Genomic DNA, 21,393 nt, shown 5'->3' with positions numbered 1-21,393 from the left:
ATTAAGCATCCTTGGAGACGATAGCGAGCAGTTCGCTTTCAGACAGCGAAGCCATTTCTTGTTGCAGGTCGAGCAGTTCATCCGACTCGTACTGCGCCAGTTGCAAGGTGTTGATCAGATCGGCCAGGGCCAACAGCGACGGGTGTTCGAACAGCCCCCGGAGCGGCATTTCGACGCCGAAGGTTTGCCGCGCCCGGAGCGTGACTTGCACCGCCAGCAGCGAGTGACCGCCGAGTTCGAAGAAGTCGTCGTGCCGGCCGATCCGTTCCAGGCCCAGCAAGTCGGTCCAGATCTGTGCCAGCAGCGTCTCGGTTTCGCCGTTGGGCGCTTCGTACTGGCGGCGAGCGAAGTCGTCGTTGCCGGGCGCCGGCAGGGCACGGCGGTCCAGCTTGCCGTTGGGGCTCAACGGCAGCCGCTCGACCACCACGAACGCCGCCGGGACCATGTAGTCCGGCAACTGCGACGTCAGGTATGGCCGTAGCGTGCTGCTGGCATTACGGCCGGCCAGGTGCGGCTCGACGCTCAGGTAAGCCACCAGACGCGTGGCGCCCGGCGTGTCTTCGCGAGCGATGACTGCCGCCTCGCGCACGCCCGGCAGGGTCAACATCAAGGCCTCGATCTCGCCGGGTTCGATGCGGAAACCACGGATCTTGACTTGCTGGTCGTTGCGTCCGAGGAACTCGACCACCCCATCGGCGCGCTGGCGCACCAGGTCGCCGGTGCGGTACATCCGTGGCTCGTCGCCCGGGGCGAAGGGGTCGCTGAGGAAGTGTTCGGCGTTCAGTTCCGCCCGGTCCAGGTAGCCACGGGCAACTCCCGCGCCGCCCACGTAAAGTTCGCCCGGCACGCCGAGCGGCACCGGCTGGCGCTGTTCGTCGAGCACATACAAGCGACTGTTGGGAATCGCTCGCCCGATCGGCACCGTGCCCAGGTCCTCGGCGCTGCAGCGATGCACCGTGGTCCAGACGGTGGCTTCGGTGGGGCCGTATTCGTTGTACAAGGCGATCGCCGGTTCCAGCGCGGCACATGCCTGCACCAACTGCGCGGGACAGGCTTCGCCAGCGACGATCATTTCTTGCAGGCTGTCATGGCCGTTGCCGTTGCCGTTGCCAAGGCTTGCCAGCACCAGGCGGCCCAGGGATGGCACGCACAGCAGCGAGGTGACGGCCTGTTCGCCAATGAACCGGGCGATGGCGTCGGGGTCGCGGGCGGTCTCGGCATCGGCGATGCATAGGGTACCGCCGCTGACCAGCGTACCGAAGACCCCGGCCACGGAACTGTCGAAGGCAATCGACGACAACAGCAGAAAGCGCTTGCCCGTTGCCGGTCCATACACCGTGCCCCGGGCCAGCGTCGAGCTCACCAGGTTGCGGTGTTCGATCATCACGCCCTTGGGCTTGCCGGTGGAGCCGGAGGTGTAGATCACATAGGCCAGATGCTCTGGCGTCAGGCCGACGCTATCGGGTTGAGGGTCGCGGCTGTTCGACGACGTCGCCAACGCCCGTTCGATGGCCAGGAAGCGAGTGCCTTCTTGCAGCGTGCCCACGGCCGCACGACCGACCGGATCGGCCAGTAACAGGCGCGGCCTGGCATCTTCGATGATCGAGGCCAGGCGCTCGGCGGGATAGCTCGGGTCCAGCGGCACGTAGGCGCCACCGGCCTTGAGGATCCCCAGCAGGCCACTGATCATTGTCACGCCGCGCTCGACGCAGATGGCCACCAGATCCCCCGGCAGGACGCCAGCGGCGATCAGTTGCTGGGCGAGACCGTTGGCCTGGACGTTGAGCTCGGCATAGCTGAGGGATTGGCGGCCGTCGAGCGAGGCACAAGCGTTTGGCGTGCGGCGGACCTGTTCTTCGAACAGCTGTTGAATGCACAGGCCAGTGGGGTAATCCACCTCGGTCTGGTTAAAGGTGTCCAGCAGCAGCGTGCGTTCCTGGGCAGGCAGCACGTCCAGTTGCGTGAGCGGGATCCGTGGCGTGTACATCAGGGCCTGGGCCAGTTGCTCCAGCGCCCGTTGCATCAACGCGCAGATGCGCTGCGGGTCCACCGCTTGGACGCTTTGCACGGTCAGGCCGAGGGCATCGCCGTAGTCGTTGACCGACAGGGTCAGCGGGTAATTGGTTCGCTCGGCACTGTCCAGGATGCGCATGCCCGGCCATTGCAACTGACTGTCGTCGCGCTGGTGCCGGTAGTTGAGCAAGGTGGTGAACAGCGGCAAGGCGCTGGGCACGCCACTGCAACGTTGCGCCAAGGCCAGGGAGGCCTGTTCGTGGGCCAGCAGCTCGACCAGGTCGCGGTGAGTGGCCAGCACCTGTTCGTTGGCGCCCGCGGTCATTGGCACCCGCACCGGCAGGGTGTTGATGAACACGCCCAAGGCCCGTTCGGCACCGGCCGAGCCTTGCAGGCGGCCGGCGACCACGGTTCCGAACACCACGTCATCGCGGCCGGTGCAGCGGGCCAGCACCTGTGCCCAGGCGACATGGAACAGCGTCGCCGGGGTGATGCCTCGTTCCCGGGCCTGGGCCCGCAGGCGCAGGTTGAGCTCGACGCTCAAGGTCACGCTGGCTTCCTCGATGTGGCGACCGTCGCCTTGTACCTCCAGCAGATCGAAGGGCGCGGTAGGGGCATCCACATCCGCCAAGCGGCGGCTGAAGTAGGCTTCGTGGACGTCGGCGGGGACGGCTTGGGTCTGGGCGATGAAGTCACGATAGGGTAGTGGTGGCGCCAGGTGCTCGCCTTGGTCATGGAGGATCGCGTGGATTTCTTCCAGGACGATTTCCAAGGTCACGTGGTCGCTGGCCATGTGGTGGTTGAGCAGTGCCAGCAGCCAGCGCTCGGAATGCGGATCCTGGGCGACGCAGGCCCGCATCAGCGGGGCTTGGCGCAAATCCAGCCGCAGTTGCCGTGGGTCGCTCAGGGTTTCGAGCTGGCTGAGCGGGTCCAGGTGGCTGTCGAGGGAAACGCTGTGCACCGGCAACTGCGCCTGGCGCTGAACGACCTGCACCGGCTGGGGCAAACCGTCCCAATGCACGCAGGTGCGCAGGATGTCGTGGCGATCGATCACCTGTTGCAAGGCGGCGGTGAAGGCATCGAGGCGCTGGCGATCATCGAACTCAAGCAGCGAGCGCACCAGGTAGGCGTCGCCTTCATGCCCCAGCAAGTGATGGAACAAGATGCCCTGTTGCAGCGGTGCCAGTGGGTAGATGTCTTGGATGTTCGCGGCACCGCCAGGCACGGCGTCGACGATACGTTCGAGTTGGTCGGGGGTCAGCGCCACCAACGGCAGCATGTCCGGGGTCAGGGCTGTGCACTGAGGGGGAATGCGGTTGGCCGGTGCCTGGAACACCGGGCTTGGGGCATGCGTCAGGGCATGGGCCAACTCGGCCAGAGAGGCGGTGCTGAAGATTGCCCGGACATCCGCGTTCAAGCCGTGTTCGCGCAGGCGTTCGATCAGGCTGACCGCCATCAGTGAATGGCCGCCCAGCGCGAAGAAGCCGTCATGACGACCGATGCGCTCGACACCCAGCAGGGCTTGCCAGATTCCGGCAATGATCCGTTCCACACGGCTCTCGGGGGCTTCATAGGCGCGGCTGGCGTAGGCGTCCTGGTCCGGTTCGGGCAGGGCACGGCGGTCGAGCTTGCCATTGGGTGTGAGCGGCAAGGCGTCCAGCACGACGAAGGCGCTGGGCACCATGTGCTCGGGCAGGCGCTTGAGCAGTTCGGCGCGCAAGTGTCCGGCGGTGGCCGGTTCGCCACACAGGTAGGCCACCAGACGCTGGCCGGACGCGTGCTCGCGGGCGACGATTGCGGCTTCGCGTACACCGGCCAGTGCGGCGAGGGCGGCTTGGATTTCCCCCAACTCGACCCGTAGGCCGCGGATCTTCACCTGATCGTCATTGCGCCCCAGGTACTGCAACGTACCGTCCGGCAGCCAGCGACCGATGTCACCGGTCTTGTACAAGCGAGCGTCGGTCTTGCCGTAGAACGGGTCGGCGATGAAGCGCTCGCTGCTGAGTTGCGGCAGGTTGAGGTAACCGCGGGCCACACCGATGCCGCCGATGTGGATCTCGCCAGGTACCCCCACGGGCAACAGTTGCCCGTAGCTGTCCAGCACATGCAATTGCATATTGCGAATCGGCCGACCAATGGGGATCGACTGGTGCCGGTAGGTCTCAAGGTCGCTGTCGGCGGTGTACCAGGCGACCACGTCACTGCACTCGGTCGGCCCGTAGCTGTTGATCACCGCTGGCCGTGGCTCGGCGAGTTTTTCCAGCATGGCGACCTGGATCGGCTCGCCCCCCAGCACCACGCGCTTCAGGCAGGCCAGGCCGTGTCGGTGGTCGGCGTCCACCAGCGCGTGGAAGGCGCTGGGCGACATATTGAGGTGGCTGATCCCGGCCTCGGCGACCTGGGCGACGATGGCGTCGGGGTTGAAGGGTTCGGCGGCCAGGTGCAGCGTGGCCCCGACCATCAGCGGCGCGAGGATGTTCTTCTGGGTCAGGTCGAAGTTGTAGGAGGACGCCAGCAGCACCGCGTCGCCGGCGTCGAAGGCCAGGTCTTCGAGGTACCAGTCCAGCAGGTTGCGCAGGCCGCGATGTTCGACCATCACGCCTTTGGGCAAGCCGGTGGAGCCGGAGGTGTAGATCACGTAGGCCAGGTGACTGAAATTCAGCGCTTTCACTTGAGGGTTGTGGGTCGGGGCTTGGGCCAGCGCCGCGCTGCCCAGTTCCAGTGTCGCCAGGCCTTGGGGCACCGGTAATTCGTCCAGGCCGGATTGGTGGACCAGGGCCCGCGGCTTGCTGTCGGTCAGCATGTGGGCCAGGCGTTGCGCGGGGTACTGTGGGTCGAGCGGCACATAGGCCGCGCCAGCTTTGAGGATGCCCAACAGGCCGATCAGCATTTGCGGGCTGCGGCGAGCGGACAGGCCGACGGTGTCGTCGGGCTGCACGCCCAGTGCGATCAAGCTGTTGGCGACGCGGTTGGCCTGGGCGTTGAGTTCGGAGTAGCTCAGGGTCTTGCCGGCGCAGACCAGCGCCACGGCATCCGGGGTGAGGCTCGCCTGGGCCTCGAACACGACGTGAGGGAAGCGACTCGGGCTTTCGTCCAGCGCGCCACTGGCCGGGTTGAAGGTTTCCAGCAGTCGCCGGCGCTGCGCGTCATCCAGCAACGACAATGTCGCCAACGGTTGTGTCGCATCGTCGAGCATGGCCTCGAGCAGGTGCAGCAAATGCTGGCCCCAACGGGCGATGGTGCTTTCATCGAACAGGTCGGTGGCGTATTCGAATTGGCCGCTGATACGGTCACCGTCGTCGTTGAGCGACAGGCTCACATCGAACTGGGTGGTGCCGGTGGGCTGGGGCAGCGGTGTCAGGCTCAGGCCGGGCAGTTCCAGGGCCTGGTCGCGGGGGGTGTTGCCCAGCACCAGCATCGCCTGGAACAACGGGCTGTGACCGAGGCTGCGTTCCGGTTGCAGGGCTTCGACCACTTGCTCGAACGGCAGGTCCTGATGGCTGTAGGCGTCGAGGGTGGAGGCCTTGATGTGCTCCAACAACTGGTCGACGCGGCTATGAGCCTGGACGTCGATGCGCAGGGCCAGGGTGTTGACGAAGAAGCCGATCAGCGCTTCGGTTTCCCGCCGAGGACGGTTGGCCACCGGTGTGCCGACCACCACCTGCGGCTGGTTGCTCAGGCGCGAAAGCAAGATCGACCAGGCGCCGAGCAAGGTCATGAACGGGGTCAGACCCTGTTGCTGGCTGAAGCGGCGCAAGCGTGCACTGAGTGGCGCGGGCAGTTGCAGGGCCAGCGCCGCGCCTTGGTAGCTTTGCACTTGCGGCCGTGGGTGGTCGCTGGGCAGTTCCAGCAGCGCCGGGGCGCCGTCCAGGTGTGCTTTCCAGAAACCGACCTGGGTGTGCAGGCGTTCACCTTGCAGGTGCTGCTGTTGCCAGCTGGCGTAGTCGGCGTATTGCAGGGTCAGGGGCGGCAGCGGGTCGTCGAGCTGCTGGCTGAACGCGGCGTAGAGCGCGTTGAATTCACCGATCAACACCGCCACCGACCAACCGTCGGAGACGATGTGGTGCTGGGTCACCAGCAGGATGTGTTCGTCCTCGGCCAGGCACAGCAGGCTTCCACGAATCAGCGGGCCCTGGCTGAGGTCGAAGGCGTCCCGGGCTTCGGCCTGGGTCAGTTGGGTCACGGCGGCTTGCCGGGCGTCGGCGTCCAGGGTTTGCAGGTCGTGTGCCTGCAAGGCGAAGCCGATGTCGGCGGCGGCGAAGCGTTGGCGGACCTCGCCGTCACGGCGTTCGAAGGTGGTGCGCAGGCTTTCGTGACGGGCGACGATGCGGTCCAGGGCCCGTTGCAGGGCGTTGCGATCCAGGCGGCCGCGCAGGTGCAGCGCGGCGGGCATGTGATAGGCGACGCTGGCGGCGTGGTCCAGTTGATCGAGGAACCACAGGCGTTGCTGGGCCAGGGACAGTGGCAAGGCTTGGTCGCGGGACACCGCTTCGATGAGCTGGACCCGGGACTGGCCGGCCTGATCGACACGCTGGGCCAGCTCGCTCAACGAGGCCTGGGCGAAGAGGGTACGCAGGTCGATCTCGACGCCAAGGTCTTGGTGCAGGCGCGCCTGCAACTGCACGGTCAGCAGGGAGTGGCCGCCGAGTTCAAGGAAGCCGTCGTGACGGCCGACCTGGTCCAGGTGCAGTAAACCTTTCCATATCTCGGCAATGGCGATTTCGGTGTCGCCCTGGGGCGCTTCGTAGGTTTTGCTGGCCAGGGAGTCCTGGCCGGGAGCCGGCAGGGCGCGGCGGTCGAGCTTGCCGTTGGGCGTGAGCGGCAAGGCATCGAGGTGGACGAAGGCGCTGGGCACCATGTATTCGGGCAGATGCTCGAGCAGGGCGCTGCGCAGGTGTTCGGCGTTGGCCGGTTCACCGCAGAGGTACGCCACCAGGCGATTGTCCTCGCGAGCGATCACCACGGCGTCGGTGACACCGGCACAACCCAGCAAGACGTTCTCGATTTCCCCCAGCTCGATGCGGAAACCACGGATCTTCACCTGGAAGTCATTGCGGCCCAGGTATTCCAGTGTGCCGTCGGCCAGCCAGCGGCCGAGGTCGCCGGTCTTGTACAGGCGTGCGTTCGGCTCAGTGCTGAACGGATCGACGACGAAACGCTCGGCGCTCAGCTCCGGTCGGTTCAGGTAACCCCGGGCCACGCCGGCGCCACCGATGTGCAGTTCACCGGCCACGCCCAACGGCGTCGGTTCGCCGCGGGCATCGAGCACGTGCACCTGGACGTTGGCAATCGGCCGGCCAATGCTCGGCCGCTCGCCCAGGTCGCGGATCAGGTCGATGGTGGCGTCCACCGTGCATTCGGTCGGGCCGTACATGTTGTAGAAACGGATGCTCGGGCAGTTGCGCAGCTTCGTCCAGGTCGCGGCATTGATCGCCTCGCCGCCGAGCAGCACGCTCACCGGTTGGTAGCGGCTGCGCTCCAGCAGGCCGGCGGCGAGCAGGGTGTCGAGCTGCGACGGCGTGGAGTCGAAGGCGTGCACCTGGTGCTGTTCGAGGAAGTCCAGCAACTCGTGGCCGCTGGCGCGGATCAGTTGCGGAATGATCACCAGCCGATGGCCGGAGAACAACTGGGCGATGCCCTTGATCGACATGTCGAAGAAGAACCCGGCATTCAGCGCCACGGTGGCCGGACTCGGGCAATGCTGGTGGGTGGTGCGGGTCAGCACGTGCCAGAAGTTGAACACCGAACGGTGCTCGACCATCACGCCCTTGGACTGGCCGGTGGAACCGGAGGTGTAGATCACATAGGCCAGGTGCTCGGCGGTGAGGCCCGCTACCTGCGGATTCGCATCACAATCAGCGTCATCCGCCGCTTGCAACGAATCACGGGTATCGAGCAACAACAGGGGCAGATCCCCCGATGGCAAGGACAGGGCCGACTGGGTCAACAGCGCCCGTGGCTGGCTGTCCTGGAGCATGAACGCCATGCGCTCGGCGGGATGAGCCGGGTCGATGGGCACGTAGGCGGCGCCGGCCTTGAGCACGCCGAGCAGGCCGACGATCATGTCCAGGCTGCGCTCGGCACAGACGGCCACGCGCTGATCGGGTTCGATGCCGAGGGCGAGCAACTGCCGGGCCAGGTGGTTGGCGCGGCGATTGAGCTGGCGATAGGTCAGTTGTTGCTGTTCACAGACCAGGGCCACGGCGTCGGGGTTGGCCTGGACTTGGCTTTCGAACAGGTGATGGATCGGTTGCGCCGTGCCGAAATCCCTGGCGGTGCGGTTGAAATCCGTCAGCAGCAATTGCCGCTCGCTTTCGGGCACCACCTCCAACTGGCTGGCGAGGCGTTCGGGGGCGTGTTCAAGGGCTTCGACCAAGGCGGTCACGGCCTGGGCGAGGTAGGCGGCGATGCGTTGCGGGTCGATGCCGGTGATGGATTGGGCGGTCACGGAGAAATCGTCGCCTTCATCCGCCACGGCCACTTCGATCGGGTAGTTGGTCCGGGCTTCATTGCTCAGGAAGCGCACGCCGTCCCAGGTCAAGACCTGATCGTCGTTGGCCAGCGAGCCGCCGTCGGTCTGATGACGGTAATTGAGCAACGTGGTGAACAGCGGCAGGCCCGCGCCGACACCGCTGCAACGTTGGGCCAGGGCCAGGGAAGCCTGTTCGTGGGCGAGCAGTTCGCTGAGGTCGCGATAGGTTTCGTCCACCAGCGCGCGGACGCCGAACCCGGCCAGTTGCACCCGTACCGGCAAGGTGTTGATGAACACGCCAAGGGCCCGGTCGGCGCCCAGTGAACCTTGCAGGCGCCCGGCGACCACGCTGCCGAACACCACGTCGTCGCGGCCGGTGCAGCGCCCGAGCACTTGGGCCCAGGCAATATGAAACAGCACGGCCGGTGTCACCCCGGCCAGGCGCGCTTGCGTGCGGATCCGCAGGTTCAGGTCGCGGTCCAGACGCACGCTGGTTTCTACCACCTGGGCGCCATCGCCCTGGACGTCCAGTACGCCGTACGGTGCGGTGGGTTCGTCGACACTGGCCAGGCGGCGAGTGAAATAGGTTTCATGGGCCTGGGGCGGCGTGGCTAGCACCTGGGCGACAAACTCGCGATAAGGCATGGGCGTCGGCAAATGGGCGCCCTGGCCCTGCATCAGTTGCTGGATTTCTTCGAGAACGATGCCCAGGGACACGTGGTCGCTGATCATGTGGTGGTCCAGCAGGGCCAGCCACCAGCGTTCGGAGTGCGGATCCTGGGCGATGCAGGCGCGCATCAGGGGGGCCAGTTGCAGATCCAGGCGCAGGTGGCGTGGATCGCTCAAGCGCTCCAGTTGAGTACGCGGATCCTCATCGGCGGCCAGGGTGATGGCTTGGACCGGCAGCACGGCCTGGCGCTGCACCACCTGCACCGGCTGCGGCTGTCCGACCCAATGCACGGCACTGCGCAGAATGTCATGGCGATCAATCACCGCCTGCAAGGCGCTGACAAAGGCGTCGAGGCGCGGGCGGTCGTCGAATTCGATCATCGAGCGCACCAGGTAGGCGTCGCCTTCATGCCCGAGCAAATGGTGGAACAGGATGCCCTGTTGCAACGGGGCCAGGGGATAGATGTCCTGCACGTTGGCGGCGCCACCAGGCACGGCGCTGACGATACGCTCCAGTTGCGCCGGGGTCAGTTCCACCAGTGGCAACATGTCCGGTGTCAGCTCGGTGCAATCGGCCGGAATGCGGTTGGCCGGCGCGAGGAACAAGGCCTCGTCGTTGCGACTCAGGGCCAGGGCCATTTCCCCCAGGCTGGGGGCGGTGAACACGGTGCGCACCGTGGCGCTCAGGCCATGCTGGCGCAGGCGATCGATCAGGCTCACGGCCAGCAACGAATGCCCGCCGAGTTCGAAGAACCGGTCATGTCGGCCGACCTTCTCGATGCCCAGCAAGTCTTGCCAGACCGTCGCGACGATCTGTTCGATCTCACCCCGAGGTGCCTCGTAGGCTCGGCTGGCGAACGCTTCCTGGCCCGGAGCGGGCAAGGCGCGGCGGTCGAGCTTACCGTTGGGCGTCAATGGCAGGGCCTCGAGTTGGACGAAGGCACTGGGCACCATGTAGTCGGGCAGGGCCGCCAGCAACGCGCGGCGCAATTGCTCCACCGGCACCGGTTCTCCACACAGGTAAGCGATCAAGCGCTTGCTGTCCGATTGGCCGGGTTTGCTTTCCTGGGCCACCACCACCGCTTCACGCACACCAGCGCAGCCGGCAAGGATGGCTTCGATCTCGCCCAGTTCCACGCGGAAACCGCGGATCTTCACCTGGTCGTCGTTGCGTCCCAGGTACTGCAGGGTGCCATCGGCCAACCAGCGGCCGAGATCGCCGGTCTTGTACAGGCGCGCGTCCGGGTCGGTGCTGAACGGGTCGGCGATGAAGCGCTCGGCCGTCAACGCCTGGCGATTGAGGTAACCGCGAGCGACACCGACGCCACCAATGTGAATCTCGCCGGCAACCCCGAGCGGGACGAGGTTGCCGCTGGCATCGAGCACATGCAACTGGGTATTGCGCACCGGTTTGCCGATGGAGCGGAAATCGTCGTGGTCGCTTTCCATCAGGCGGATCGAAGCGTTTACGGTGGCCTCGGTCGGGCCGTAGGCGTTGAACAGCGCCGGGCGATGGCCGGCACGGGCGAACCATTGGCTCACGGCCTGCTTGCCTACCGCTTCACCGCCGATCATGAACTGGCGCAACGAGGCCGGCAGCGGCACATGCTGGTCGCGGCTAACCTGTTGCCAGAACACGGTCGGCAGGTTCGCGACGGTGATCCCATGTTGTTCGCACAGCATGGCGAAGGCCGCGGTGCCGGCAATCCAGGCATCGCTGCGCAGTAACAGGGTGGCACCGGACAGCAAGGCACCAAAGATCTCCTCCACCGACATGTCGAACGTCATGGTGGCGAATTGCAGGACGCGATCACGAGGGTTGAGGCCATAGCGTTCTTGCAGGGCACCGATCTGGTTGCACACCGAACGATGCTCGAGCATCACCCCCTTCGGTTTGCCCGTAGAGCCGGAGGTGTACATGACGTAGGCCAGGTGCCGGGAGGTCAAGTCTTCGATCCGTGGGTTGTGGTCATCACCTTCGGTCGAGTCGTCCAGCGACAGCTGGGCAATCTCCTGCGGTGGCAGTTGCTCGGCCAAGAGGCCTTGGGTCAGTAGTACCCGAGGCGAACTGTCGCTGAGCATTTGTTGCAAGCGATCCTGCGGATAATTCGGGTCCAGCGGCACATAGGCGCCGCCGGCCTTGAGGATGGCCAGGATGCCAATGATCATCTCGGGGCTGCGTTCCACCAGCAGCGCCACGCGCTCATCCGGACGCAGGCCGGCGGCGATCAAGCGGTGGGCGATGCGGTTGGCCCGGGCATTGAGTTCGGCGTAGCTGAGCTGGGTGCCCTCCGCCTGGACGGCGATGGCCTGTGGCTGGGCCTGCACATGCTCTTCGAACCATTCGTGCACCAGCCGGCCTTCGGGGAAGGGGGCGTGGGTCTGGTTGAAAGCGCCGAGCAACTGCCGACGTTGCAGGTTGTCCAGTAACGGCAGGGTCGCCAGCGGCTGCGCCGCATCGTCGAGCATGGCATCGAGCAGGTGCAGCAAATGTTGGCCCCAACGGGCGATGGTGCTTTCATCGAACAGGTCGGTGGCGTATTCGAATTGGCCGCTGATACGGTCACCGTCGTCGTTGAGCGACAGGCTCACATCGAACTGGGTGGTGCCGGTGGGCTGGGGCAGCGGTGTCAGGCTCAGGCCGGGCAGTTCCAGGGCCTGGTCGCGGGGGGTGTTGCCCAGCACCAGCATCGCCTGGAACAACGGGCTGTGACCGAGGCTGCGTTCCGGTTGCAGGGCTTCGACGACTTGCTCGAACGGCAGGTCCTGATGGCTGTAGGCGTCGAGGGTGGAGGCCTTGATGTGCTCCAACAACTGGTCGACGCGGCTATGAGCCTGGACGTCGATGCGCAGGGCCAGGGTGTTGACGAAGAAGCCGATCAGCGCTTCGGTTTCCCGCCGAGGACGGTTGGCCACCGGTGTGCCGACCACCACCTGCGGCTGGTTGCTCAGGCGCGAAAGCAAGATCGACCAGGCGCCGAGCAAGGTCATGAACGGGGTCAGACCCTGTTGCTGGCTGAAGCGGCGCAAGCGGGCACTGAGTGGCGCGGGCAGTTGCAGGGCCAGCGCCGCGCCTTGGTAGCTTTGCACTTGCGGCCGTGGGTGGTCGCTGGGCAGTTCCAGCAGCGCCGGGGCGCCGTCCAGGTGTGCTTTCCAGAAACCGACCTGGGTGTGCAGGCGTTCACCTTGCAGGTGCTGCTGTTGCCAGCTGGCGTAGTCGGCGTATTGCAGGGTCAGGGGCGGCAGCGGGTCGTCGAGCTGCTGGCTGAACGCGGCGTAGAGCGCGTTGAATTCACCGATCAACACCGCCACCGACCAACCGTCGGAGACGATGTGGTGCTGGGTCACCAGCAGGATGTGTTCGTCCTCGGCCAGGCACAGCAGGCTTCCACGAATCAGCGGGCCCTGGCTGAGGTCGAAGGCGTCCCGGGCTTCGGCCTGGGTCAGTTGGGTCACGGCGGCTTGCCGGGCGTCGGCGTCCAGGGTTTGCAGGTCGTGTGCCTGCAAGGCGAAGCCGATGTCGGCGGCGGCGAAGCGTTGGTGGACCTCGCCGTCACGGCGTTCGAAGGTGGTGCGCAGGCTTTCGTGACGGGCGACGATGCGGTCCAGGGCCCGTTGCAGGGCGTTGCGATCCAGGCGGCCGCGCAGGTGCAGCGCGGCGGGCATGTGATAGGCGACGCTGGCGGCGTGGTCCAGTTGATCGAGGAACCACAGGCGTTGCTGGGCCAGGGACAGTGGCAAGGCTTGATCGCGGGACACCGCTTCGATGAGCTGGACCCGGGACTGGCCGGCCTGATCGACACGTTGGGCCAGCTCGCTCAACGAGGCCTGGGCGAAGAGGGTACGCAGGTCGATCTCGACGCCAAGGTCTTGGTGCAAGCGCGCCTGCAACTGCACGGTCAGCAGGGAGTGGCCGCCGAGTTCGAGGAAACCGTCGTGACGGCCGACCTGGTCCAGCTGCAGCAGGTTTTTCCAGATATCGGCGAGGACGATTTCGGTGTCGCTCTGGGGCGCTTCGTAGGTTTTGCTGGCCAGGGAGTCCTGGCCGGGGGCCGGCAGGGCGCGGCGGTCGAGCTTGCCGTTGGGCGTGAGCGGCAAGGCATCGAGGTGGACGAAGGCGCTGGGCACCATGTATTCGGGCAGGTGCTTGAGCAAGGCGCTGCGCAGTTGTTCGGCCGGGATCGGTTCGCCGCAGACATAGGCGACCAGGCGCTTGCTGTCCGGCTGCCCCGGATGGTCTTCCCGGGCAATGACCACCACCTCACGCACACCAGGGCACAACGCCAGGGCCGCTTCGACTTCACCGATCTCGATGCGCAAACCGCGGATTTTCACCTGGAAGTCATTGCGGCCCAGATACTCCAGGGCTCCATTGGCGAGCCAGCGGCCGAGGTCGCCGGTCTTGTACAGGCGCGCGTTCGGCTCGGTGCTGAACGGGTCGGCGATAAAGCGTTCGGCGCTCAATTGCGGTTGATTCAGGTAACCCCTGGCCACGCCGATGCCACCAATGTGGATTTCCCCGGCAATGCCCAGCGGTTGTGGTGCGCCACGGCCATCGAGCACGTGCATCTGGATGTTGGCGATCGGCCGGCCGATGGGCACGCTTTCGCCAGGGTCACTGGCGCGGCACTGCCAGGCCGTCACGTCGATGGCCGCCTCGGTCGGGCCATAAAGGTTATGCAACTCGATCGCTGGCAGTTGCTGTTCAAATCGCCGTTGCAGGCTACGGGGCAGGGCTTCGCCGCTGCACAGCACGCGCCGCAGTTCAGGGAAGGCCTGTCCATCGTCGTGTTCGAGAAACAGGTCAAGCATCGACGGCACGAAGTGCAACATCGTGATGCCGGCCTGGCGCATCAAGCAGGCCAGGTAGTCCGGCTCCTGATGGCCGCCCGGGCGCGCCATGACCAGCTCGGCCCCGGCCAGCAGCGGCAGGAAAAACTCCCAGACCGAGACGTCGAAACCGAACGGGGTCTTTTGCAGCACCCGGTCGTTGGCATCGACACGGTATTCATCGCGGGCCCATAACAGGCGGTTGACCACGCCGAGGTGCTCATTCATCACCCCTTTGGGGGTGCCGGTAGAGCCGGAGGTGTAGAGCACGTAGGCCAAGTGTCCGGGTGTCAGGCCCAGGGCGAGCGGATCCGGGTTGTGTTCGGGTTGAGCGGCCAGTTGTGCGGGATCGTCGAGCGCCAGCAGCGGCGCATTCGACGCGGGCAGCAGGTCCAGTAGCGCCTCGCTGGTCAGCACCGCCCGAGGGCTGCTGTCGTCGAGCATGAACGCCTGGCGTGCGCTTGGCAGGTCCGGGTCGATGGGCACGTAGGCGCCCCCGGCCTTGAGAACCCCCAGCAGGGCGACGACCATTTCCGGGCCGCGCCTCAGGCTCACGGCCACTCGGTCATCCGGTTCCACCCCCAGCTCGATCAGGCGATGGGCCAAGCGATTGGCCTGGCGGTTGAGCTGCTCATAACTGAGCAACGGCCCGGTATCGCCGCGTACGGCACAGGCGAGCGGGCGCTGTTCGGCTTGCTGTTCGAACAGCTGGTGGATCAACACATCCCGCGGATAGTCGCGGGCCGTGGCGTTGAATTCGACTTGCACACGTTGGCGCTCGGCCTGGCTCATCAGTGGGTAATGCCCCACAGGCGTTTCATGCTGCTCCAGCACCGCCTCGAGCATCGAGACGATGCGTTGTTGCAGGTGTCGGGCTTCTTCCAGGCTGAAGTAAGCGGTGTTGAAGTTGAAATCAAGGTGGACGTCTTCGAATGGATGGTAATCGCGCACGAAGATTGCCATGGGCGTCTGCTCATAACCGTTGTCCATGGTGATGACCGTGGACGAGGTGCCGCCGAACTGATCGTCGCCGTCCAGGCTTTCGAACGACAGGGACACGTCGAACAACTGGCGACGCCCGGTCTGGGCCAGGCGCAGGGTGCGATTGAGTTCGGCGATGGGGAAGCGTTGGTGACGGTAGCAGCGGCGCAATTGCCCGCCAGCGGCGTGCATCAGATCCAACAGCGAGGCGTCGAAATCGACGGGCAGGCGGATTGGGCTGACGGAGGAAAACATGCCGGCGGTTTCTTTCGCCCGGGCCGTGGTGCGGTTGTGCACGGGCATGCCGATGACGATTTCATCGACACCCACGGTGCGACAGAAATAGGTGGCGACCACGCTGATCAGCACATGGGCAACCGAGAGGCTGCGTTCGCTGGCAAATTGCGTCAACGCGTTGTACAGCGCCCGGGGCAGCATCGCCTGGACCTGGGCACTGGGCGCCAGTTCATTGGCCTGCCCGGTCTTGAAATCGGCCCGGCGCTGCAGCAGCGACGGCGGCATCTGTGCGTAGGTGTCCTGCCAGAACTGGCGGTCGCGCTCATAGCGGGACGAGGCCAGGTAAGCCCGGTCATCTTCCAGGAACGACAGGTAGGAATGCCCCTGGGCAACTTCATCGTTGCCGGCCAGCAACGCGTTGTAGGCCGAGCCCACGGCATGGCCGATCAGGGCCACGCCAATGCCGTCGGTGACCAGGTGGTGGTAGCGGGCGAGCCAATAATGGCGGTTCGGGCCGCAACGGACCATGCGTGCGTCCCAGAGCCGGCCCGTCAATGACTCAAAGGGTTGGCGAAAGGCGTCGCGCAGATAGTCCATGGCCAAGCCGGCGTCGGCGTCAGCCTCGGAGAACTCCACCACCTCCAGGTTCACCTTGACCTCGGGCAGGACTCGCTGGCGGCCGGTGCCACCTTCATGGCTGAAGCTCAGGCGCAGGGTGTCGTGACGATTTGCAACCAGCTCGATGGCTTTCTCGAACAATGCAATGTTGATCTGGCCCTTGATCTCCAGGGACATGCCGATGTTGTAGTAGGGCAGGTCCGGGTGTGCGAGCTGATCCAGCCAGATACCCTGCTGGACGGAGGCCAGTTCGTGGGACGCGGAGTCTTGGGTAGGCAACATATCGGTCGACGAATCCATTTCGGAGCACCTGCTTGCAGAATCAATTGAGGTTTTTCTCCGTTCGAATGGCAGTGGTGAAGGCGTGGACGACTGCCAGTCGGCGGAATCAATAGCCGTGGAGAAGGACATCGGGGGTGGTGTTAAGCGTTGGGGCGACGGGGTGGCGAAGGCTGCGGTGCGAGCCGTCGAGGGTCCCGATCTGCCGTTCGGCTGCGCCTGACATCCCTTCACAAAGTGAGAAAAAATTAGAGCATCCGCCTTGGGATGTCTGTCATGGGAAGCAGGGACAACAGCGCGGAGCGCGGCTTTGCGGCGCTTGGGCGTGGTCGCGCGAGTCTGTTATACCAACGGCCCTGAGTGTGCTTGCGAGGGTCGAAAATGCCATTAACCGCCGAATCAGACCGCCCAGCGACGAAGTTCTGGAGCTTGTCCCGCTTTCCCAATCACCCGCAGGCAGGTGCGGTCGATGTGATCGATGCGCTGGCGATTTCCAAAGAGGAATTCACTCGCCGCTACGTCAATCGCAACCGTCCCTGCCTGGTTAAGAATGCGGTACGGCATTGGCCGGCTTTTCACAAATGGCAGCACCTGGACTACCTCAAGGCGCACTCGCGCAATAGTGCGGTGGTGGTGCGCTCGCAGATCGTTTCCGAAGTCATCGGCTGGTCCAATCCACACGTCAAGGCCGAGCTGACCGAGTACGCCAACACGGTCTATCGGGAAGTGCCGTTCCACCAGTTTCTCGACGACCTGAGCGAGGGCGATACGCCGTTGGTGGCCGACAGTTGCCGGTTCTCCGAAGGCTCGGCCATCGAACAGATGAAGGAAGACGTCGGTGGGTTACCGTTCATGCCGCAGTTGGGCAAGTCCCGGCACTATCCGCCCCATCGCAGCTTCCTGTACCGCAACTCTTATACCGATTGGCATTTCCATGTCGTCGATGAAACCTTCATGGCCCAAGTCGTCGGCGCCAAGGAGGTACTGTTGTTGCCACCGGACGAAGCCAGTTGGCGGGCCTTGCGCCCGGTGATCGAGGAGGCCGGCTACCTGTACGACATCGACACCGGGCGCTTCCCGGGCACTCGCGCGTTGCGGGCGTTGCGCACGGTGGTGGAACCGGGGGATGCGTTGTACATCCCGGTCTACTGGTGGCACGCCGTGCAGTCGATGGACGATGAATTTGGCGCCACCGTCGCGGCGACGTTCCCGACGCCCTTGCACGTCAGTGGCAACATCAGCTCGCCCATCGCCAGGCGGGTGTTGCGGACCTATCTGTTTTCCCGTTTTGCGCCGTTGGTGTTTGGCGCGGTGCTCTATTCTCTGGCCTATCGGCTACTGGACAAGTTGATCGGTGTCGTCACGCCTCGCGATGTGCGCCCATGAGCGTGGGGAGCGGCCGCCGGGGTTTTGACCTGGGGCGCGGTTTCTATTTTCTCTGGTGCGGCGAGTCGCTGGCGCTGGTGGGCACGGCGCTGATGGAATTCGCCCTGGGCGTCTGGGTGTACAACCACACCGGTTCGGCGGTGGCCTTCGCCAACGTGGTGCTGGCGGCGACACTGCCGGCGGTGCTGTTCCTGCCTTTGGCGGGTGGCCTGGCCGACCGGATCAGCCACCGGGTGATCATTGTCTGTTGCGATGTGACCCTGGCGGTGTTGCTCCTGGGTGTCATGGCGTTGCTCTGGTTCGAACGCCTGGAACCGCTGCACCTGTACATTTTCAATTGCCTGGCGTCGATTGTCGGCGCCTTTCGCAAGCCGGCCTATCAGGCGGCTGTCAGTACGATTGTCGCGCCCGACAAGTTCACCCGCGCCTCGGGATTGATCAGTATCAGCAAGAATGCTTCGGCCCTGGTGGCGCCGCTGCTGGCGGGGGCGATCATGGCCAGTGCCGGGCTGGTGACGATCCTGGCGGTGGACTTGATGACCTTCTGCTCCGGCACCTTGCTGGTGATCAAGGCGTTCTCCCATGTACGAGGGGCGCCGGGGCGCGAGGACGACGCGCCAAAAGGCACGGTGTTCGGCGGGGCACTGGGGAATGTCGCCGCGGCGCTGAAGTTCTTTGTCGCCCAGCGGCTGATGGCCGGGCTGCTGGTCTACACCATGATGCGCATGGCGCTGTTGTCACTGGCTACCTTGATGATGACGCCGTTGCTGTTGTCGACCCTGGGCAGTCAAGCCTTGGGGATGGCCTATACTTGGGCGGCGCTGGGCGGCCTCGCTGGCGCGGGACTGCTGATTTCGATGGGCAATCCACGTCGGTTGATGGTGCTGGTAGCGGTGGCCGATCTGTTGCTGGCAGCCTGTATCGTCGCCTTGGGGCTGGTCTCGCAGGCTTTCGCCTACTGCGCGCTGGCCTTTGTCGCGATCACCATGGCGAGCATTGCCGACGCCAGCGTGAACTCACTATGGATGCGCAGGATCCCTGCGGATAACCGTGCCAGCGTGTTTGCGTTGATCAGCATGTTGACCATCGCCACCACCAGCCTGGCGGTGATCATCGGCGGTTTCCTGGTGGATCATTGGTTCCAGCCGGCACTGATGCCCGGCGGCCTTTACGCCGACTCGATCGGGCACTGGCTGGGCGTGGGGCCGGGGCGTGGCGTGGGGCTGCTGTTCGTGGTGGCCGGCGGATTGTTCGCGTTGCTGCCATTGAGCGTCTTGCTCTACGGACCGATGCGTCGACTGGACGAGCCGCCAGCGCCGATGGCCGCCCCGCGAATGATCGAAGACCCCCAGGTCGAGCCCCTGTAATGCCGGTTGACCCCGGTGTACCTGATTCCCGTGACAGACAGGCCACGCCCGCTGCGTCACCCTTGGCAGGCTCTCCTGCTACGCCCCAAGCAGCCGGCGGACAGGACCATCTGGCTTTGCCAGCGGAATCGACAACCTCAATAAAAGGAGTACCTATGCGCCCGTCGTTTTATGATCCCTGCCGTTTTCCGCAACTCAAGCACCTGGCCGACAACTGGGAAGTGATCCGCGAGGAATTTCTGGCCCTCAATGCGCCGACCCTGACGATCAACCGCGTGGGCAAGCAGATCGCCGAGATCGTCGAGGAGATCGACGCTCACATGGCGGCTGGGGGGGAGTATGGCTGGCTCTGGGGATGGGGTGATGACATGGATATCATGCCGGAGTGGACCCAATACGGTCTGGTGGCCTACGACACTCCGATCCCCTACGCCCGCGATGCCATGCCCGGGACTATCGAACTGCTGAGCAAGATTCCTGGTATCAAGCTTTGCGCTTTGTTGCGGATGGAGCCCAATGTGTTCCTCGGTACTCACTCTCATACCGGCACTTGGGAGGAGGGGCTGCTGCATATGCAACTGACCATCGATGCGCCTACCACGCAGAACTATGCCTACCTCAACGTCAACGGAAGTTTCAACCAGAGCACCAATGGCAATCTGGTGATTTTCGATGGGTCCCTGGACCACTTTGCGGTCAATGCGTCCAGGGCTCACCGGACGGTGTTGTATCTTGAGTTCCATCGTGAGAAGCATATGGTTGCTTGATGTTGACCGCGCTCGTACCTTGGAATGATTTGCGGTGCCCACGGGATTGATGGTTATTGGTAGACCTGTGGGAGCTTGCTCGCGAAGAGGCCGGCACATCCGACATCTTCATCGACTGGGCCACCGCCATCGCGAGCAAGCTTGCTCCCACACTGGATTTTCAGCGGACACAAAATTCATGTGCACCCCAGTCTCCCTGTGAGAGCGAGCCTGCTCGCGAAGAGGCCGGCACATCCAACATCTTCATCGACCGAGCCATCGCCATCGCGAGCAAGCTTTGCTCCCACAGATCTGATATCTGATGGGTGTACGACCGGAAGAGTCCGGTCGGCTATCAGGCCGCCTCGGGGAGGACGTTGATCTGGGGCGGGGCAAAAGCGCTTTGGTTACTTTCGACTGGGCCGGCTTTCGCGCTTTTCGAAAGTGACCCGCTGCAAGAGCGGAGCCGTCAGTGGCCGTTACCGCAGCAATGGATATACACACAAATCGAAATGCGCAAGCCACCAATCCCCAGGGTTCGCCTCACGCCAGATGAGCCGATCCCACCGTCGATACAAGCGCCGACTCCAGAAAACGAAAAGCAGTCTGCTTCGAAACCAGGGTCGACTCGAAGAACGCCAAATGGCTGCCATTACGCTCCACATGCAACAAGGCATCACTGATGGACTCGGCAATGTGCTTGGAACCACCAAGGTGGGTGGTTTCATCGCAGTCGCCAGCGACGACCAGCGTAGGCACGCTGATCTGTTCCAATCGTGATCTCAGCTCAGTCTTGTTCAGCGCATCGTTGAGTCGCGCATAGCGATAGAACAACTCTTCGTTGACATAGGGATAGAGCGCCGCATGGGCGATGGAGTCCGGAATGGTCGCCAGCGTCGCCTGATCCAGGAACAACGCCTGCAGGTCGCTGGCCTCGTTGCGGTCCACGGCGGCCGACTCCATCAGCCATTCGAAATTCTGCTGGTGGGCAGTGCGCAGGCTGTTGTCCCCCAGGTTGTAATCGCCGTGCCACAGGCTCAGGGAATTGACCCGGTCGGGGTGGGTGGCGGCCGCGCTGAGGGCGATCACCGCGCCACCGCAGATACCCATCAGGTGCGCGTTCTCCAGGCCATAGTGGTTCATCACATTGATCAGGTCGCCCACCTGGGCATCGGTGTCCACGGACAACTGGTCGAACGAGGTGCAGGAACCGAACAGCCCACGGGTTTCCCAGGTGACCACGAAGAACCTTTCGCTCAGCGCATTGAACCAATCGCGGCACAGGTCGAACGGCATGCCGCAGGGCAGGGCGAGGACGATGGCCGGGCGATTTCGATCGGTGCTGGCATGGACCGACAGCGCCACGTTGTCGCGGGTAATCAGGTGCAGTGTCTCGACCTCGGGCACGGCACCGCTGAAATCGAAGTGTCTGACCAGGCGCCCGAAATCCTTGGCACTGTCGACGTCGTCGAAGTGGTCATAGGCAAACTCGAGGGCCTGGCAGATTTTCTTGCTGATGAACATCTCGAAAGACGACAGCTGGGCCTCGCCGTCATGCACGTACTGCACGGCTTTGACGCCGATCCTGGCGAATGCGGTGCTGACCGCGCGTTCCGTGGCTCTCACGCTGGAGGAGGCCTGGTCGGGGGCCACGTCATTGCCCTGGGCCAGAAAGCTCAGGCAGATCGGATTGGGCAAATGGATGGCAAGGTGCCTAAGCATCCTCACGGTCTCACACAGGCGCGTCGCTGCGTCGGTGGAAATAGTCATGGATTGGGGACTCCTGTCAGGCACG

General features: G+C 64.5%; 5 protein-coding genes. 3 read left to right on the top strand and 2 right to left on the bottom strand.

Going from position 1 to position 21,393, the window contains the following annotated elements; translation table 11 throughout:
- Position 1: 1 nt before the first annotated feature.
- On the bottom strand, positions 2-16,120 hold the full coding sequence (locus GFU70_RS15080; protein WP_193034245.1) for a non-ribosomal peptide synthetase: 16,119 nt from the start codon (positions 16,118-16,120) through the stop codon (positions 2-4).
- Between the two features lie 408 nt (positions 16,121-16,528).
- On the opposite strand from GFU70_RS15080, the gene GFU70_RS15075 reads away from it, so the two are divergent.
- The 3 genes from GFU70_RS15075 to GFU70_RS15065 all read left to right on the top strand — a co-directional run bounded on the left by GFU70_RS15075 (position 16,529) and on the right by GFU70_RS15065 (position 19,619).
- A complete protein-coding gene (locus GFU70_RS15075; protein WP_226920904.1) occupies positions 16,529-17,485 on the top strand; it encodes a cupin-like domain-containing protein in 957 nt (318 codons plus the stop codon).
- Positions 17,482-18,852: an MFS transporter gene (locus GFU70_RS15070; RefSeq protein WP_153388333.1), complete on the top strand. Its 1,371-nt coding sequence runs from the start codon at positions 17,482-17,484 to the stop codon at positions 18,850-18,852. Before GFU70_RS15075 ends, GFU70_RS15070 begins: the two co-directional genes overlap by 4 nt.
- A 155-nt stretch (positions 18,853-19,007) precedes the next feature.
- Complete coding sequence (locus GFU70_RS15065) at positions 19,008-19,619, top strand: aspartyl/asparaginyl beta-hydroxylase domain-containing protein (RefSeq protein ID WP_058543098.1); 612 nt, start codon at positions 19,008-19,010, stop codon at positions 19,617-19,619.
- A 522-nt stretch (positions 19,620-20,141) separates the two neighbouring features.
- Here GFU70_RS15065 and GFU70_RS15060 read toward each other — a convergent pair.
- On the bottom strand, positions 20,142-21,368 hold the full coding sequence (locus GFU70_RS15060; protein WP_116642128.1) for an alpha/beta fold hydrolase: 1,227 nt from the start codon (positions 21,366-21,368) through the stop codon (positions 20,142-20,144).
- Positions 21,369-21,393: the final 25 nt, after the last annotated feature.

It is taken from the genome of Pseudomonas brassicacearum (genome assembly GCF_009601685.2).
GTDB classification, from domain to species: Bacteria; Pseudomonadota; Gammaproteobacteria; order Pseudomonadales; family Pseudomonadaceae; genus Aquipseudomonas; species Aquipseudomonas kilonensis_B.
This window is presented reverse-complemented; position numbering and strand designations above follow the sequence as displayed.

Coding starts and splice junctions, on each gene's coding strand:
- GFU70_RS15070 (WP_153388333.1), top strand. CDS start 17,482: ATGAGCGTGGGGAGCGGCCGCCGGGGTTTTGACCTGGGGCGCGGTTTC.
- GFU70_RS15080 (WP_193034245.1), bottom strand. CDS start 16,120: ATGGATTCGTCGACCGATATGTTGCCTACCCAAGACTCCGCGTCCCAC.
- GFU70_RS15065 (WP_058543098.1), top strand. CDS start 19,008: ATGCGCCCGTCGTTTTATGATCCCTGCCGTTTTCCGCAACTCAAGCAC.
- GFU70_RS15060 (WP_116642128.1), bottom strand. CDS start 21,368: ATGACTATTTCCACCGACGCAGCGACGCGCCTGTGTGAGACCGTGAGG.